This is a genomic window from Streptococcus sp. SM5 (assembly GCF_027497975.1).
This window is the reverse complement of sequence record NZ_JAJNSC010000026.1, coordinates 26383-44565: the sequence shown is the minus strand read 5'-3', so window position 1 is coordinate 44565 and position 18183 is coordinate 26383. Positions and strand designations below refer to the sequence as shown.

Below are 18183 nucleotides of genomic sequence, written 5' to 3'. Positions count from 1 at the left end.
AAAATTGCAAGCTTTGAAATAAGCTGTTAGAAACGGAAAACCTTCGTCTCTCAGATGTATGGACTCAGGCTGCAAAGGTCCCCCGGACCTTTACACTCCGTAGAGGTCTAGGTGAATTAACCGACGTCTACGAGATTGTCTGGGAAAAATTGCAAGCTTTGAAATAAGCTGTTAGAAACGGAAAACCTTCGTCTCTCAGATGTATGGACTCAGGCTGCAAAGGTCCCCCGGACCTTTACACTCCGTAGAGGTCTAGGTGAATTAACCGACGTTTACGAGATTGTTTGGGAAAAACTGCAGGGATTGAAGTAAAGTTTTACTTGGTCGTCACTACAATTTTTAAATAGAAATAGATAAAGGAAAGAAAATGGATAAACGTATTTTCGTTGAGAAAAAAGCTGATTTTCGTGTGAAATCGGACTCTTTAGTAAAGGAATTGCAGCATAATCTTCAGTTGAAAACCTTGAAGGATCTTCGTATTGTTCAGGTTTACGATGTCTTTAATTTGGCAGAGGATTTGTTTGCGCGTGCGGAAAAACACATCTTCTCTGAGCAAGTGACCGATACTGTTTTAGATGAAGCTGCGGTTCAGGCTGATCTTGAGAATTATACTTTCTTTGCTATCGAAAGCTTGCCTGGTCAATTTGACCAACGTGCAGCTTCTTCACAGGAAGCTTTGCTGTTGCTTGGTAGTTCAAATGATGTAACGGTTAATACAGCACAACTCTACTTGGTTAACAAGGATATTGATGTGAATGAGTTGGAAGCTGTCAAGAACTACCTCTTGAATCCAGTGGATTCTCGTTTCAAAGATATCACTGTTGGTATTGCGAAACAGGATTTCTCTGAGTCTGACAAGACCATTCCAAGCTTGGATTTCTTTGAAACATATACTGCAGAAGATTTTGCACAGTATAAGGCTGAGCAAGGCTTGGCCATGGAAGTGGATGATCTTCTCTTCATTCAAGATTACTTCAAGTCTATTGGACGGGTGCCAACTGAGACGGAACTGAAGGTCTTGGATACTTACTGGTCTGACCACTGTCGTCACACCACTTTCGAAACTGAGTTGAAAAACATCGACTTCTCAGCTTCTAAATTCCAAAAACAATTGCAAGCGACTTATGACAAATATATCGCCATGCGTGATGAGTTGGGACGTACGGAAAAACCTCAGACCTTGATGGATATGGCGACTATTTTTGGTCGTTATGAGCGTGCTAATGGTCGTTTGGATGACATGGAAGTATCTGATGAAATCAATGCCTGCTCAGTTGAAATTGAGGTGGATGTCAATGGTGTCAAAGAACCATGGCTTCTCATGTTCAAAAATGAAACTCACAACCACCCAACGGAAATTGAACCATTTGGTGGAGCGGCTACTTGTATCGGTGGGGCTATTCGTGACCCATTGTCAGGTCGTTCATACGTTTACCAAGCTATGCGTATCTCAGGTGCTGGTGATATTACAACACCAATTGCTGAAACTCGTGCTGGTAAATTGCCACAACAAGTCATTTCTAAAACAGCGGCTCACGGTTATTCTTCATACGGTAACCAAATTGGTCTTGCAACAACTTACGTTCGTGAATACTTCCACCCAGGTTTCGTTGCTAAGCGGATGGAGCTAGGTGCAGTTGTTGGTGCGGCTCCTAAGGGCAATGTGGTCCGTGAAAAACCGGAAGCTGGCGACGCTATTATCCTCCTCGGTGGTAAAACTGGACGTGACGGTGTCGGTGGTGCGACAGGTTCTTCTAAAGTTCAAACGGTTGAATCTGTTGAAACAGCTGGTGCTGAGGTTCAAAAAGGGAACGCCATTGAAGAACGTAAGATTCAACGTCTTTTCCGTAATGGGGAAGTGACACGTCTTATCAAGAAATCAAATGACTTTGGTGCTGGTGGGGTCTGTGTGGCTATCGGTGAATTAGCAGATGGTCTTGAAATCAACCTTAACAAGGTGCCTCTTAAATATCAAGGCTTGAATGGTACAGAAATTGCTATCTCTGAATCTCAAGAACGGATGGCCGTGGTAGTTCGTCCAGAAGATGTAGATGCCTTCATAGCAGAATGTAACAAGGAAAACATTGATGCTGTTGTCGTTGCGACAGTGACTGAAAAACCAAATCTTGTTATGCACTGGAATGGCGAAACTATCGTTGATTTGGAACGTCGTTTCCTTGATACGAACGGTGTGCGTGTAGTCGTAGATGCTAAGGTGCTTGACAAGGATGTCAAGCTTCCAGAAGAACGTCAAACATCTGCTGAAACACTGGAATTTGATACTATCAAAGTCTTGTCTGACCTCAACCATGCTAGTCAAAAAGGGCTACAAACCATCTTTGATAGCTCAGTTGGTCGTTCAACAGTCAATCACCCACTTGGAGGTCGCTATCAAATCACACCAACGGAAGCTTCTGTACAGAAATTGCCAGTTCAACATGGCGTGACAACAACTGCTTCTGTTATGGCGCAAGGGTTCAACCCTTATATCGCCGAATGGTCTCCATATCATGGTGCGGCTTATGCAGTCATCGAAGCAACCGCTCGTTTGGTTGCTGCTGGTGCCAACTGGTCTAAGGCTCGATTCTCTTATCAAGAATACTTCGAGCGGATGGATAAACAAGCAGAGCGTTTTGGTCAACCAGTAGCAGCTCTTCTTGGATCCATTGAAGCTCAGATTCAACTTGGTTTGCCATCTATCGGTGGGAAAGACTCTATGTCTGGTACCTTTGAAGAATTAACCGTACCACCAACCTTGGTTGCTTTTGGTGTCACAACTGCAGATAGCCGTAAGGTTCTTTCTCCAGAATTCAAAGCTGCTGGTGAGAATATTTACTACATTCCTGGTCAAGCTTTGGCACAAGAAATTGACTTCGATCTTATTAAATCTAACTTTACTCAATTTGAAGCTATCCAAGCTGACCACAAAGTGACAGCTGCATCAGCTGTTAAATATGGTGGTGTGGTTGAAGCTCTTGCCCTTGCAACATTTGGTAACCATATCGGAGCTAACGTTGAATTAGCTGACCTTGACACTAGCTTGACAGCTCAATTAGGTGGATTCATCTTCACATCGCCTGAAGAAATTGCAGGTGTTGCCAAGATTGGACAAACAGAAACTGACTTTACACTAGTTGTCAATGGTGTAACGCTTGATGGACACAAACTTGACAGTGCCTTCCAAGGTAAATTGGAAGAAGTTTACCCAACGGAATTTGCACAGGCAACTGAAATCGAAGAAGTGCCTGCTGTAACGTCAGATGTTGTGATCAAAGCTAAAGAAACAGTTGAGACACCAGTGGTTTACATTCCAGTATTCCCAGGTACCAACTCAGAATATGACTCCGCTAAGGCCTTTGAAAAAGAAGGTGCGAAAGTCAACTTGGTACCATTTGTCACACTCAACGAAGAAGCGATTGTCAAATCTGTTGAGACCATGGTTGACAACATAGAGAAAGCCAATATTCTCTTCTTTGCCGGTGGCTTCTCAGCAGCCGATGAACCAGATGGATCAGCTAAATTTATCGTTAATATCTTGCTTAACGAAAAAGTGCGTGAAGCTATCGATAGCTTCATCGAAAGTGGTGGATTAATCATTGGTATCTGTAACGGATTCCAAGCTCTTGTCAAATCAGGTCTCCTTCCATACGGTAACTTTGAAGATGCAAGCAGTACGAGCCCAACTCTCTTCTACAATGATGCCAACCAGCACGTGGCGAAGATGGTGGAAACACGTATTGCTAACACCAACTCACCATGGCTTGCTGGAGTGAAGGTTGGTGACATCCATGCCATCCCAGTATCACACGGTGAAGGGAAGTTTGTCGTGACAGCCGAGGAATTCGCAGAGCTTCGTGACAATGGTCAAATCTTTACCCAATATGTTGACTTTGACGGTAAACCAAGCATGGATTCAAAATACAATCCTAACGGATCTGTCAATGCTATCGAAGGTATTACAAGTAAGAACGGTCAAATCATTGGGAAGATGGGTCACTCAGAACGTTTTGAAGACGGTCTCTTCCAAAATATTCCAGGAAATAAAGACCAACATCTCTTTGCATCAGCTGTGAAATACTTTACTGGGAAATAAGATTTGTAGATTTTCTAATAGATAATCATCAGTAAATCTAAAATCAAGTAGACTTAACTTGCGATAATTGCAAATGATTTGTTGTTGAGAGCGTTCCTGCTACTAAAGGAATGATACATAAATATAAATTAGGTATAAAAAATGACATACGAAGTAAAATCTCTTAATGAGGAATGTGGCGTGTTTGGTATTTGGGGTCATCCCGAAGCTGCTAAATTAACTTATTTTGGACTCCATAGTCTTCAACACCGCGGTCAGGAGGGGGCAGGTATTCTCTCTAATGATCAAGGAAAATTGAAACGCCATCGTGATATGGGGCTCCTATCAGAAGTTTTTAGAAATCCAGCGAAATTGGATAAACTGACAGGAGCAGGAGCTATTGGACATGTGCGTTATGCGACTGCTGGAGAAGCGTCTGTTGACAATATTCAACCCTTCTTCTTTCGCTTTCATGATATGCAGTTTGGTTTGGCTCATAATGGGAATTTGACCAATGCTGCATCTCTAAAGACAGAACTAGAACAAAGAGGAGCAATTTTTAGCTCGACCTCTGATTCAGAGATTCTGGCTCATTTGATTCGCCGAAGTCACAATCCAAGCCTGATGGGGAAAGTCAAAGAAGCGCTCAGCCTTGTCAAAGGTGGTTTTGCCTACCTCTTAATGTTTGAAGATAAGCTGATTGCAGCTTTAGATCCAAATGGTTTCCGTCCCCTTTCTATCGGGAAATTAGCTAATGGAGCAGTGGTTGTTTCTTCTGAAACCTGTGCTTTTGAGGTTATTGGAGCAGAGTGGATTCGTGATGTGAAACCTGGTGAGATTGTCATTATTGATGATAGTGGTATCCAGTATGATAGTTATACAGATGAAACTCAATTAGCTATCTGTTCCATGGAGTATATCTACTTTGCACGTCCCGACTCTAATATCCATGGAGTTAATGTCCATACAGCTCGAAAGAGAATGGGAGCCCAGCTAGCCCGTGAATTTAAGCATGAGGCGGATATTGTGGTGGGGGTACCCAATTCCTCACTCAGTGCAGCTATGGGCTTTGCCGAAGAATCAGGTCTGCCAAATGAAATGGGTCTCATCAAGAATCAGTACACCCAACGCACCTTTATCCAACCAACTCAAGAGTTGCGAGAGCAAGGGGTACGTATGAAGTTATCTGCTGTTTCTGGTGTTGTAAAAGGTAAACGTGTCGTTATGATCGATGACTCCATTGTACGAGGAACAACATCACGTCGAATTGTTCAGTTGCTGAAGGAAGCTGGTGCATCTGAAGTCCACGTTGCTATTGGAAGTCCAGCTCTAGCCTACCCATGTTTCTACGGGATTGACATTCAGACCCGTCAGGAGTTGATAGCAGCCAATCATACGGTAGAAGAAACCTGCCAAATCATTGGTGCAGACAGTCTAACTTATCTTTCTATTGAGGGATTAATTGACTCTATCGGCATTGAAACAGATGCACCAAATGGTGGGCTCTGCGTGTCTTACTTTGATGGGGATTACCCAACGCCTCTCTACGATTACGAAGAAGAGTACCGTAGAAGTTTAGGCGAAAAGACGAGTTTTTATTAATTGGTAGAAGAATAATTCTCCAGAGAAGCAAAGGAAAAGGAGATGAAAATGACGAATAAAAATGCTTATGCGCAGTCTGGTGTGGATGTTGAAGCGGGTTATGAAGTTGTTGAACGAATTAAAAAACACGTGGCACGTACGGAGCGTGCAGGTGTTATGGGAGCTCTTGGTGGTTTTGGTGGTATGTTTGACCTTTCAAAAACAGGTGTTAAAGAGCCTGTTTTGATCTCAGGAACTGACGGTGTTGGAACCAAGCTCATGCTTGCTATCAAGTATGACAAACACGATACCATCGGACAAGACTGTGTGGCTATGTGTGTCAATGACATCATTGCTGCAGGTGCGGAGCCCCTCTACTTCTTGGACTATATCGCAACTGGTAAAAATGAACCAGCTAAACTAGAACAGGTTGTAGCTGGTGTGGCTGAAGGTTGTGTACAAGCAGGTGCGGCCCTCATCGGTGGGGAAACTGCTGAAATGCCTGGTATGTATGGTGAAGACGACTATGACTTGGCTGGTTTCGCAGTAGGTGTAGCTGAAAAAAGCCAAATCATCGACGGTTCAAAAGTAGCAGAGGGAGACGTCCTTCTCGGACTTGCTTCCAGTGGTATCCACTCAAATGGTTACTCGCTCGTCCGTCGTGTTTTTGCCGATTATACAGGTGAGGAAGTCTTGCCAGAATTGGAAGGCAAGAAACTCAAAGACGTTCTTTTGGAGCCAACTCGTATCTATGTCAAGGCTGTCTTGCCACTCATTAAAGAGGAATTGGTGAATGGTATTGCCCACATCACAGGTGGTGGTTTCATCGAAAATGTACCACGTATGTTCGCGGATGATTTGGCTGCTGAAGTTGACGAAAGCAAAGTTCCAGTTCTTCCAATTTTCAAAGCCCTTGAAAAATATGGCCAAATCAAACACGAAGAAATGTTTGAAATCTTCAACATGGGTATCGGTCTCATGCTTGCAGTAAAACCAGAGAATGTGGAACGTGTCAAAGAACTTCTTGACGAACCTGTTTATGAAATCGGTCGAATTGTGAAGAAAGATGGCGCAAGTGTGGTGATTAAATAATGGCTAAAAAAATTGCTGTTTTTGCCTCTGGTAACGGCTCAAACTTTCAGGTGATTGCGGAACAATTTCCAGTAGAATTTGTCTTTTCAGATCACCGGGATGCCTACGTTTTAGAACGTGCCGAAAAGCTAGGGGTTTTATCTTATGCCTTCGAACTCAAGGAGTTTGAGAGCAAAGCAGACTACGAAGGAGCCATTGTCGAGCTCTTGGATGAGCACGAGATTGACTTGGTTTGTCTCGCAGGCTATATGAAAATCGTCGGTCCAACCTTGCTAGCGGCTTATGAAGCTCGCATCATCAATATTCACCCAGCTTTTCTCCCTGAATTTCCAGGCGCTCATGGTATTGAGGATGCTTGGAATGCAGGTGTGGACCAGTCTGGCGTGACTATTCACTGGGTGGACTCTGGTGTTGATACCGGTAAGGTTATCAAACAAGTCCGTGTGCCACGCCTTGAAGGAGATACCCTTGATACTTTCGAGACTCGCATCCACGAAACAGAGTACAAACTCTATCCAGAAGTTTTGGAACGTTTGGGGGCTACACGAAAATAAGGAAGTCCTAGAGTTGAAAAAAACATTTTTGACTGTAGCAGATGAAGAACTTTTTTAAAAAAGGAAAAGAAAGAAAATGACTAAACGCGCACTAATTAGTGTCTCAGACAAAGCGGGCATTGTTGAATTTGCCCAAGAACTCAAAAAACTCGGTTGGGATATCATCTCAACAGGTGGTACCAAGGTTGCACTTGACAATGCTGGTGTTGATACCATTGCCATCGATGATGTGACTGGTTTCCCAGAAATGATGGATGGTCGTGTCAAGACCCTCCACCCAAATATCCACGGAGGCCTCCTCGCTCGTCGTGACCTTGATAGTCACCTAGAAGCTGCTAAGGATAATAATATCGAATTGATCGACCTTGTAGTAGTCAACCTTTACCCATTTAAGGAAACCATCCTCAAACCAGACGTGACTTACGCTGATGCAGTTGAAAACATCGATATCGGTGGTCCATCTATGCTTCGTTCTGCAGCGAAGAACCACGCTAGCGTCACAGTTGTGGTAGATCCTGCTGACTACGCTGTAGTTTTGGACGAATTGGCAGCAAACGGTGAAACCTCTTACGAAACTCGCCAACGTTTGGCAGCAAAAGTATTCCGTCACACAGCGGCTTACGATGCCTTGATTGCAGAATACTTCACAGCTCAAGTAGGGGAAAGTAAACCTGAGAAACTCACTTTGACTTATGACCTTAAGCAACCAATGCGTTACGGTGAAAACCCTCAACAAGATGCAGATTTCTACCAAAAAGCTATACCGACTGACTATTCGATTGCTTCAGCGAAACAGCTCAACGGGAAGGAATTGTCCTTCAACAATATCCGTGACGCGGATGCAGCAATCAGGATCATCCGTGATTTCAAAGACCGTCCAACCGTTGTGGCGTTGAAACACATGAACCCATGTGGAATCGGTCAGGCTGATGACATCGAGACTGCTTGGGACTACGCTTATGAGTCTGATCCAGTGTCTATCTTTGGTGGAATCGTCGTTCTTAACCGTGAGGTAGATGCTGCGACAGCTGAGAAGATGCACGGCGTTTTCCTTGAAATCATCATCGCGCCAAGCTATTCTGACGAAGCGCTTGAAATCTTGACAACTAAGAAGAAAAACTTGCGTATCCTTGCCTTGCCATTTGACGCTCAAGATGCTAGTGAAGTGGAAGCAGAATACACTGGTGTTGTTGGTGGTCTTCTCGTTCAAAACCAAGACGTTGTGAAAGAAAGTCCAGCTGACTGGCAAGTGGTTACCAAACGTCAACCAACTGAGACAGAAGCGACAGCTCTTGAGTTTGCTTGGAAGGCTATCAAGTATGTCAAATCAAACGGAATCATCGTGACTAATGACCACATGACACTTGGTGTTGGCCCAGGTCAAACTAACCGTGTGGCTTCAGTTCGTATTGCTATTGACCAAGCTAAAAACCGCCTTGACGGCGCTGTCCTTGCTTCGGATGCCTTCTTCCCATTTGCGGATAATGTGGAAGAAATCGCCAAGGCAGGTATCAAGGCCATCATCCAGCCAGGGGGGTCAGTCCGTGACCAAGAGTCTATCGAAGCTGCTGATAAATACGGCTTGACTATGGTCTTCACAGGCGTGAGACATTTTAGACATTAAGAAAAGAAAAGGGAAGAAAACAGTTTCTTTCCTTTTTTTGATTAAAAAGCTAAGCGAAACAAGATTAAAGCGAACGTTTATGATATAATATTAGTAAATAATTCGCAAAAGAGGTTGAGAGATGAAACTGTTGGTTGTCGGTTCGGGCGGTCGTGAGTATGCGATTGCCAAGAAGTTGTTGGAGTCTACAAACGTTGAGCAGGTTTTTGTGGCTCCTGGTAATGACGGGATGACTCTGGATGGTCTGGAATTGGTAAACATCTCTATTTCCGAACATTCTAAATTGATTGACTTTGCAAAAGCCAACGATATTGCTTGGACCTTTATTGGCCCAGATGATGCTCTTGCCGCTGGAATCGTGGATGATTTCAATGAAGCTGGTCTCAAGGCGTTTGGTCCGACCAAGGCTGCGGCTGAACTTGAGTGGTCTAAGGATTTTGCTAAGGAAATCATGGTCAAATACAACGTTCCGACAGCAGCCTATGGCACATTTTCAAATTTCGAGGAAGCTAAGACGTATATCGAGGAGAAAGGCGCTCCAATCGTCGTCAAGGCGGATGGCTTGGCTCTTGGGAAAGGTGTCGTTGTTGCGGAGACGGTTGAGCAAGCAGTTGAAGCTGCTCATGAGATGCTTTTGGACAATAAATTCGGTGACTCAGGTGCGCGTGTGGTCATCGAGGAATTCCTGGATGGAGAAGAATTCTCTCTCTTTGCCTTTGTCAATGGGGACAAGTTCTACATCATGCCTACGGCTCAGGACCACAAACGTGCATATGATGGCGACAAAGGTCCTAACACTGGGGGGATGGGTGCCTATGCGCCAGTTCCACACTTACCACAGAGTGTAGTTGATACGGCAGTGGAGACTATTGTCAAGCCAGTCCTCGAAGGGATGATTAAAGAAGGTTGTCCGTATCTTGGTGTCCTTTACGCTGGTCTTATCTTGACAGCTGATGGACCCAAAGTCATCGAGTTCAACGCTCGTTTTGGCGATCCTGAAACGCAAATCATCTTGCCTCGTTTGATATCTGACTTTGCACAAAACATCACCGACATTTTGGATAGCAAAGAGCCGGCCATCACTTGGACAGACAAGGGTGTGACATTGGGCGTGGTTGTAGCATCAAACGGATACCCCCTCGCTTATGAGAAGGGTGTCAAGCTTCCAGCCAAGACAGACGGTGACATCATCACATACTATGCCGGTGCTAAATTCGCTGAAAATGGCCAAGACCTCCTCTCAAATGGTGGACGTGTCTACATGCTGGTTACCACAGCAGATACTGTCAAAGAAGCCCAAAATATCATCTACAACCAGCTCAACAAACAAAACACAGAAGGCCTCTTCTACCGAAACGACATTGGTAGTAAAGCAATAAAAGATTAACAGATACTAACTTTGTCATGGCGAGCGAAAGCGAGCTGATATAGAGCAATCACCGCCGTTGTGAAAGAACGATTGGATTATAAGCCAATCGTTCAGGGAAATCGGAAGACCTTGGGCTTCCGATTTAGGCATGAGACACCTTTGGTGGCTGCTGCCGTCCCTCACAACCTAAGGTGATTGTTGAAAGGAAGAAAAAGGAGAAGAAATGAAACCAGTAATTTCCATCATCATGGGCTCAAAATCCGACTGGGCAACCATGAAAAAAACAGCAGAAGTCCTAGACCGCTTCGGTGTAGTCTACGAAAAGAAAGTTGTCTCTGCCCACCGTACACCTGATCTCATGTTCAAACATGCCGAAGAAGCTCGTAGCCGTGGCATCAAGGTTATCATTGCAGGTGCTGGTGGCGCAGCTCATTTGCCAGGTATGGTAGCAGCCAAAACCACACTACCTGTTATTGGAGTACCAGTCAAATCACGTGCTCTTAGTGGCGTGGACTCGCTCTACTCGATCGTACAGATGCCAGGTGGAGTACCAGTCGCAACTATGGCTATCGGTGAAGCAGGGGCGACAAACGCTGCTCTCTTTGCCCTCCGTCTTCTCTCGGTAGAGGATCAGGCTATTGCGACAGCTTTGGCAGATTTTGCAGAAGAACAAGGAAAAATCGCAGAGGAGTCGACAAATGAGCTCATCTAAAACAATCGGAATTATCGGTGGTGGTCAGCTGGGTCAGATGATGGCTATTTCTGCTATCTACATGGGACACAAGGTTATCGCGCTGGATCCTGCGGCGGATTGCCCAGCCTCTCGTGTGGCGGAAATCATCGTGGCGCCTTATAATGATGTGGATGCCCTTCGTCAGTTGGCGGAGCGTTGCGATGTCCTCACCTATGAGTTTGAGAATGTCGATGCCGATGGTTTGGATGCTGTCATCAAGGATGGTCAACTCCCTCAAGGGACAGATCTGCTCCGTATTTCTCAAAATCGTATTTTTGAAAAGGACTTTCTCTCAAACAAGGCACAAGTCACTGTGGCACCCTACAAGGTTGTGACTTCAAGCCAGGATTTGGCAGATATCGACCTTTCTAAAAACTATGTCCTTAAGACTGCGACCGGTGGCTACGATGGACATGGGCAAAAGGTCATTCGCTCAGAAGCAGACTTGGAAGAAGCCTATGCACTAGCAGACTCAGCAGACTGTGTTTTGGAGGAATTTGTCAACTTTGACCTTGAGATTTCTGTCATCGTGTCAGGAAATGGCAAGGACGTGACAGTTTTCCCGGTTCAGGAAAATATCCACCGCAACAACATTCTTTCGAAAACCATTGTCCCAGCTCGCATTTCAGAAAGTCTGGCTGATAAAGCCAAAGCCATGGCAGTGCGAATTGCTGAACAGCTGAACTTGTCAGGAACTCTCTGTGTGGAAATGTTTGCGACTGCTGATGACATCATTGTCAATGAAATTGCGCCACGTCCACACAATTCTGGCCACTACTCCATTGAAGCCTGCGACTTCTCCCAGTTTGACACCCATATTCTCGGTGTTCTCGGAGCACCATTGCCAGCTATCCACCTACATGCACCAGCCGTCATGCTCAATGTTCTGGGCCAGCATGTCGAGGCCGCTGAGAAATATGCCACAGAAAATCCAAGCGCCCACCTCCACCTGTATGGTAAAATAGAAGCGAAGCACAACCGCAAGATGGGACACGTGACTTTGTTTAGTAGTGTGCCGGATGAGGTTGAGGAGTTTGGGAAAGAAGAGTTTGATTAAAAATTATGGGATTATTTAATTTTGGAAAACCAAAAGATGAAATATTAGAAGCTAAGTTACAAAAACTTACCGATGATATTGAAGTAAAAAAGGTAGATCTAGCCAAATTAGAGCAACAAATAAAAAAAGGGAAAGAAGTAATCTCGCTAGATACTGAACTTGCCCAGAAGAGAAATGAGTTAGCTCAATTAAACGAGGAAATTGCCATCGCAAATGGCAATCTAAATTTGCAGGAATTTGGTTTCTTTGAAAGACAATATAGCTTTTCTGATAGTACAAAGTATAAAGATAAATTAGATTCTTTAAGAATGCAACAAAAATCCATGGTTAAAAATGGAACTGCTGGAAGAATAATCACTCCTATGCTCTTAGATAATAGTAAAAGTAAAGGAAAGGCTATGCAGAATCAACTAATTAAAGCAGCTTTAAGAGGCTTTAATGGTGAGACTGATGCTCTTTTAGTCAAGGTTTCAGTGGTAAATGTTGACAATAAAATTAAAGCTTTAAGAAAAGTGTTTGAACAGTTGAATAAAATGTATTCACGGAATTTAATTGAAATCACTTATCCATATTTAGACTTGAAAATTGAAGAACTACGTTTAGCAGCTGAGTATGAACTTCAGAAACAAGAAGAAAAAGAGTTGCTTCGTGAACAGCGGGAAAAGGAACGAGAGGATAAAAAACTTCAAGCTGAGATTAAAGCGAAACGAAAACAATTGGAGAAGGACAGAGATCACTTTAAGAATATGGTTGCCAAGGTAACAGAGTTACTGAAAGAAGCAAAAAATGATGAAGTAGATGAACTCAGACGCCAATTAGCTGAATATCAAGATAAACTATCTGAATTAGATGAAATTGAAGAAGATATTGATTATAGAGAAGGCCATGCAACGGCAGGATATGTATATGTAATATCTAACATAGGTTCTTTTGGTGAAAATGTATATAAAATTGGAGTAACTCGCCGTTTAGAGCCGTTGGAACGAATTAGGGAATTGAGCAGTGCATCTGTACCATTCCAATTTGATGTCCATGCGTTGATATTTAGTGAGGAAGCATTTGCACTGGAAACAGAATTGCACAATCAACTTGCTAATTATAAAGTAAATAAGGTGAATGGACGAAAAGAGTATTTCAAAGTTTCCTTTGAAGAAATTAGAAATATTCTAGCAACCCATAAAGAATTAACGGTAGAGCTGAATGAAGATGCTGAAGCATTTGAATACAGGCAAACCAAAGCTATTGAAGATAAACAGTCATAATAAGTATCCCTTACTTGCCAACTGATGTGAAACATCAACAGAAAGGAAAAGAAAACATGATCGAACGTTACTCTCGCCCTGAGATGGCGAATATTTGGAGTGAAGAAAATAAATACCGTGCTTGGCTTGAGGTGGAAATCTTGGCTGACGAGGCATGGGCTGAGTTGGGGGAAATCCCTAAGGAAGATGTGGCTTTGATTCGCGAGAAGGCGGACTTTGACATCGACCGTATTTTGGAGATTGAGCAGGAGACTCGTCACGATGTGGTTGCCTTCACGCGTGCGGTTTCTGAGACGCTTGGTGAAGAGCGTAAGTGGGTTCACTATGGTTTGACGTCTACTGACGTGGTCGACACTGCCTACGGTTACCTCTACAAGCAGGCCAACGATATCATCCGTCGTGACCTTGAAAACTTCACTAACATCATCGCTGATAAGGCTAAGGAGCACAAGTTCACCATCATGATGGGTCGTACGCACGGTGTGCACGCTGAGCCGACAACTTTTGGTCTTAAATTGGCGACTTGGTACAGTGAGATGAAGCGCAATATCGAGCGTTTCGAGCATGCGGCTGCTGGTGTTGAGGCTGGTAAAATTTCTGGTGCGGTTGGGAACTTTGCCAACATCCCACCATTCGTTGAAAAATACGTCTGCGACAAATTGGGTATCCGTGCTCAAGAAATCTCTACACAGGTCCTTCCTCGTGACCTTCACGCTGAGTACTTTGCAGTTCTTGCTAGCATCGCAACTTCTATCGAGCGTATGGCAACGGAAATCCGTGGTCTTCAAAAATCTGAGCAACGCGAAGTAGAAGAGTTCTTTGCTAAAGGGCAAAAAGGGTCTTCAGCAATGCCTCACAAACGTAACCCTATCGGTTCTGAAAACATGACAGGTCTGGCGCGTGTTATTCGTGGCCACATGGTAACAGCTTATGAAAACGTCGCTCTCTGGCACGAACGTGATATCTCGCACTCATCAGCTGAGCGCATCATCACACCAGATACAACCATCTTGATTGACTACATGCTCAACCGTTTCGGAAATATCGTTAAGAACTTGACAGTCTTCCCAGAAAACATGATCCGCAACATGAACTCTACATTTGGTTTGATCTTCAGCCAACGTGCGATGCTAACTTTGATCGAAAAAGGTATGACGCGTGAACAAGCTTACGACCTTGTTCAACCAAAGACTGCCCAATCATGGGATAACCAAGTCGACTTCAAACCACTTCTTGAAGCAGATACAGAAGTAACTTCACGCCTCACTCAAGAAGAAATCGACGAAATCTTCAACCCAACTTACTACACCAAACGGGTGGATGACATCTTCGAACGCATCGGTTTGGGTGACTAATGATAATAAAAAAAGCGAGATTCTATCTCGCTTTTAAAGTGTTCACTTATTTAGTGAAGATTTACTAAAAATTTAGTAGTTCTTCGAGTAAGGTTGCTAATAATTTTACATTTTTATTGAATATGTACATAAAAAACCTAGAACACAGTTCTAGGTTTTTTAAATTGATTAATGATCACGATTACATGATAGGAATTTGATTTTGTAGAAATCAGAACGTTTATAAGTTTCGATGTATTCGAGTACCTGACCTGTTGATTCAAGTTGAGTGGTCTTGGTTTGATACACAGTTGGGAACTGAGGATCAATTCCTAATTTAGAAGCAACATTTTCAGGAGTAGGGAAAACAATCTCGTTAATCTCTTCAAAATGCTCATCGTTCATGTGGATATGGTAATCCAGCTTGAAACGTTTATAGATAGAGTTATAGTAATCAAGGTTTGGATAGTTAGCATTGATATACTGTTCAGGGATGTACGAGTTGTGGTAGATGTAGATGATACCATTTGATTCACGGATACGTTCAATCTTGTAGTAGAACTGATCTCCACGTAAGCCCAATTTTGAAAGATACTTCAATTTATTGCCGCGTTCGATAGAAAGAACAGTTACCTTATCATCTTTTGTTTCAAAGATTTCGACATCAGAAAATTCAACTAGCTTATGTTTACGTGCACGAGCTACGAAAGTCCCTTTACCTTGTTGGCGGACGATGTAGCCATCCTTAGCCAAATCATTCAAGGCGCGTACGACTGTAATCGAGCTAACATCATACATAGCAATCAATTCAGCCTCAGTATAAAACTTATCACCACTAGCGAATTGGCCTGAAATGATTTTATTTTTTAATTCGTCTTTAATATATTGATACTTTGGAATTGCCATAATTTTACCTCGTTATTTCCTTCTCCTATTTTGATTCTAACATAAAATTTTTGAAAATAATAGGAAATACTCCTAAAAAAATCAAAAAAACAGACCAAAAAGTCAAAATAGATATAAATAAATCACGAATGCAAATATATATAGGTTGCTATTTAAAAATAGTTTTTTAAATTTTTATGGGATTATTATTAGAAAAATACAGTAAAAAAAAGAAAAAATTTTAAATAAACTTTCAAAAAGTATTGACAATACCTCTTTATTGTTATATAGTTGATATAACAATAAGTGAAAGCGCAAACTTTATAAAAATAGGGAGGTAGAATGACTAGATTTGAAATTGAAGATCATTTCTATCTAAATGGGGAACCATTTAAGATTTTGTCTGGTGCAATTCATTATTTTAGAGTCCCTAAAGAAGATTGGTATCATTCGCTTTATAATCTCAAAGCTTTAGGTTTCAATACTGTTGAAACATATGTTCCATGGAATATGCATAAGCCAACAGAAGGAACATTCGACTTTGAAGGGAATCTTGACATAGGAAGATTTCTTCAAATTGCACAGGACTTAGGCTTATATGCTATTGTACGCCCTTCTCCATTTATCTGTGCCGAATGGGAACTTGGTGGTTTGCCAGCTTGGCTCCTGAATAAGGATATGCGCATTCGTTCATCTTGCCCAGCTTATATCGAGATGGTTGGTCGCTACTATGACCACTTACTTCCGCACTTGGTTTCGAGACAACTCGAAAATGGCGGGAATATTCTCATGATGCAGGTTGAAAATGAGTATGGCTCCTACGGTGAGGACAAAACCTATTTGAGAGAAATCCGACGCTTGATGGAAGAGCGCGGAGTTATCTGCCCGCTCTTTACATCAGATGGTCCGTGGAGAGCTACTTTAAAAGCTGGGACCTTAATTGAAGACGATCTCTTAGTAACTGGGAACTTTGGTTCTAGAGCTGATTACAACTTCTCGCAGATGCAAGAGTTCTTTGATGAGTATGGGAAAAAATGGCCACTCATGTGTATGGAATTCTGGGACGGATGGTTTAATCGATGGAAAGAACCAGTCATCAAACGAGATCCCGAGGAATTGGCTGAAGCAGTCCACGAGGTATTAAAGCACGGTTCGATCAATCTTTACATGTTCCATGGTGGGACAAACTTTGGCTTTATGAATGGTTGTTCTGCTCGAGGAACCATTGACTTGCCACAGGTGACATCTTATGATTATGACGCTCTTCTTGATGAAGCCGGAAACCCAACTGCTAAATATTTCGCAGTGAAAGAAATGATGGCGACTTACTATCCTGAGTATCCGCAATCTGAACCGCTTTACAAAGAGAGTATGGAAGTAGAAGCAATTCCGCTAGTTGAAAAAGTTTCCTTGTTTGAAACCTTGGATAGCCTGACAAGTCCGATTGAAAGTCTCTACCCTAAGAAAATGGAAGAGCTAGGACAATGTTACGGCTACCTACTCTATCGTACGGAAGCAAGTTGGGATGCAGATGAAGAACGCATTCGAATTATTGACGGACGCGATAGAGCTCAGCTATTTGTAGATGGGAAATGGGTTGCAACTCAGTACCAGACTGAAATTGGTGAAGATATCTTCGTTCAAGGTAAAAAGAAAACGCTATCTTGTTTTGATATACTAATTGAAAATATGGGGCGTGTCAATTATGGACATAAATTCTTAGCAGATACTCAACGCAAAGGAATTCGTACGGGTGTCTGCAAGGACTTACACTTCATGTTGAATTGGAAACAATATCCGCTTCCACTTGATAATCCTGAGAAGATTAATTTTACTAAAGGATGGGCGGAAGGACAGCCTGCCTTTTACGCCTACGACTTTGAAGTCGAGGTGCCGAAGGATACCTACTTAGACTTATCTGAGTTTGGTAAAGGGATTGCCTATGTCAACGGCCACCATCTAGGACGTTTCTGGAATGTCGGCCCAACCTTATCTCTTTATATTCCACACAGCTATCTCAAGGAGGGTGCTAACCGCATCATTATCTTTGAAACAGAAGGGGAATATAAGGAGCACATACAATTAACTTGTAAACCAAAATTCAAACAAATAAAGGGGGAAAATTTATGACAATTGTAGGATGCCGTATCGATGGACGTTTGATCCACGGGCAAGTAGCTAATCTATGGTCTGCAAAATTGAATGTTTCACGTATCATGGTTGTAGACAACGAAGTTGTGAATAACGATGTTGAAAAGAGTGGATTGAAACTTGCAACACCGCCAGGTGTAAAACTTAGTATCTTGCCGATTGATAAAGCTGCAGCAAACATTCTTGCTGGCAAATATGATAGCCAACGTGTTCTAATCGTTGCTAGAAAACCAGACCGTTTCCTTGGTTTGGTAGAAGCAGGTGTGCCGCTTGAAACAGTCAATGTCGGTAATATGTCTCAAACACCAGAAACACGTCCTATCACACGTTCTATCAACGTAGTAGATAAAGATGTAGAAGATTTCCGTAAATTAGCGGAAAAAGGTGTAAAACTTACTGCTCAAATGGTTCCAAATGATCCAGTTTCAGACTTTTTGAGCTTATTAAAATAGGAAAAAATTTTTAGGAG

General features: G+C 42.8%; 14 protein-coding genes and 2 pseudogenes. 15 read left to right on the top strand and 1 reads right to left on the bottom strand.

Features of this window, described 5'->3' with window-relative positions; all coding sequences use genetic code 11:
• Positions 1-98: 98 nt before the first annotated feature.
• The 13 genes and pseudogenes from PAN07_RS14980 to purB form a co-directional block, all read left to right on the top strand.
• Positions 99-167, top strand: a pseudogene (locus PAN07_RS14980) (phosphoribosylaminoimidazolesuccinocarboxamide synthase); the annotation flags it as partial.
• A 76-nt stretch (positions 168-243) separates the two neighbouring features.
• Positions 244-312 (top strand): annotated as a pseudogene (locus PAN07_RS14975) (phosphoribosylaminoimidazolesuccinocarboxamide synthase); the annotation flags it as partial.
• A 55-nt stretch (positions 313-367) separates the two neighbouring features.
• The gene (locus tag PAN07_RS14970) at positions 368-4093 is read left to right on the top strand and encodes a phosphoribosylformylglycinamidine synthase (RefSeq protein WP_269798230.1); all 3726 of its coding nucleotides are present in this window, start codon (positions 368-370) and stop codon (positions 4091-4093) included.
• Between the two features lie 141 nt (positions 4094-4234).
• Positions 4235-5674, top strand: a complete 1440-nt coding sequence (gene purF / locus PAN07_RS14965) for an amidophosphoribosyltransferase (RefSeq protein ID WP_269798229.1) — start codon at positions 4235-4237, stop codon at positions 5672-5674.
• Between the two features lie 48 nt (positions 5675-5722).
• A complete protein-coding gene (gene purM / locus PAN07_RS14960; protein WP_269798228.1) occupies positions 5723-6745 on the top strand; it encodes a phosphoribosylformylglycinamidine cyclo-ligase in 1023 nt (340 codons plus the stop codon).
• Positions 6745-7299, top strand: a complete 555-nt coding sequence (purN, locus tag PAN07_RS14955) for a phosphoribosylglycinamide formyltransferase (RefSeq protein ID WP_269798227.1) — start codon at positions 6745-6747, stop codon at positions 7297-7299. The genes purM and purN overlap by 1 nt, the downstream gene beginning before the upstream one ends.
• A gap of 76 nt (positions 7300-7375) precedes the next feature.
• On the top strand, positions 7376-8923 hold the full coding sequence (gene purH / locus PAN07_RS14950; RefSeq protein ID WP_269798226.1) for a bifunctional phosphoribosylaminoimidazolecarboxamide formyltransferase/IMP cyclohydrolase: 1548 nt from the start codon (positions 7376-7378) through the stop codon (positions 8921-8923).
• Between the two features lie 121 nt (positions 8924-9044).
• Positions 9045-10310: a phosphoribosylamine--glycine ligase gene (gene purD / locus PAN07_RS14945; RefSeq protein ID WP_269798225.1), complete on the top strand. Its 1266-nt coding sequence runs from the start codon at positions 9045-9047 to the stop codon at positions 10308-10310.
• A gap of 60 nt (positions 10311-10370) precedes the next feature.
• The gene (locus PAN07_RS17480; protein WP_080980075.1) at positions 10371-10487 is read left to right on the top strand and encodes a phosphoribosylaminoimidazole carboxylase; all 117 of its coding nucleotides are present in this window, start codon (positions 10371-10373) and stop codon (positions 10485-10487) included.
• A gap of 28 nt (positions 10488-10515) precedes the next feature.
• A complete protein-coding gene (gene purE / locus PAN07_RS14935; protein WP_269798224.1) occupies positions 10516-11004 on the top strand; it encodes a 5-(carboxyamino)imidazole ribonucleotide mutase in 489 nt (162 codons plus the stop codon).
• Positions 10991-12082 (top strand): 5-(carboxyamino)imidazole ribonucleotide synthase, encoded by a 1092-nt coding sequence (purK, locus tag PAN07_RS14930; RefSeq protein ID WP_269798223.1) that lies wholly within the window; start codon positions 10991-10993, stop codon positions 12080-12082. Before purE ends, purK begins: the two co-directional genes overlap by 14 nt.
• Before the next feature lie 5 nt (positions 12083-12087).
• Positions 12088-13344 (top strand): DUF4041 domain-containing protein, encoded by a 1257-nt coding sequence (locus tag PAN07_RS14925; RefSeq protein ID WP_269798222.1) that lies wholly within the window; start codon positions 12088-12090, stop codon positions 13342-13344.
• A 56-nt stretch (positions 13345-13400) separates the two neighbouring features.
• A complete protein-coding gene (gene purB / locus PAN07_RS14920) occupies positions 13401-14699 on the top strand; it encodes an adenylosuccinate lyase (RefSeq protein ID WP_269798221.1) in 1299 nt (432 codons plus the stop codon).
• 168 nt (positions 14700-14867) lie between these two features.
• Here the strand turns inward: purB and PAN07_RS14915 are convergent, their stop codons facing one another.
• The gene (locus PAN07_RS14915) at positions 14868-15584 is read right to left on the bottom strand and encodes a GntR family transcriptional regulator (RefSeq protein WP_142559029.1); all 717 of its coding nucleotides are present in this window, start codon (positions 15582-15584) and stop codon (positions 14868-14870) included.
• 321 nt (positions 15585-15905) lie between these two features.
• On the opposite strand from PAN07_RS14915, the gene PAN07_RS14910 reads away from it, so the two are divergent.
• Together PAN07_RS14910 and PAN07_RS14905 are read left to right on the top strand one after the other, a co-directional pair.
• Entirely contained in the window at positions 15906-17693 is a 1788-nt protein-coding gene (locus PAN07_RS14910; protein ID WP_269798220.1) for a beta-galactosidase family protein, read from the top strand.
• Positions 17690-18166: a PTS system mannose/fructose/N-acetylgalactosamine-transporter subunit IIB gene (locus PAN07_RS14905; protein WP_269798219.1), complete on the top strand. Its 477-nt coding sequence runs from the start codon at positions 17690-17692 to the stop codon at positions 18164-18166. Before PAN07_RS14910 ends, PAN07_RS14905 begins: the two co-directional genes overlap by 4 nt.
• Positions 18167-18183: the final 17 nt, after the last annotated feature.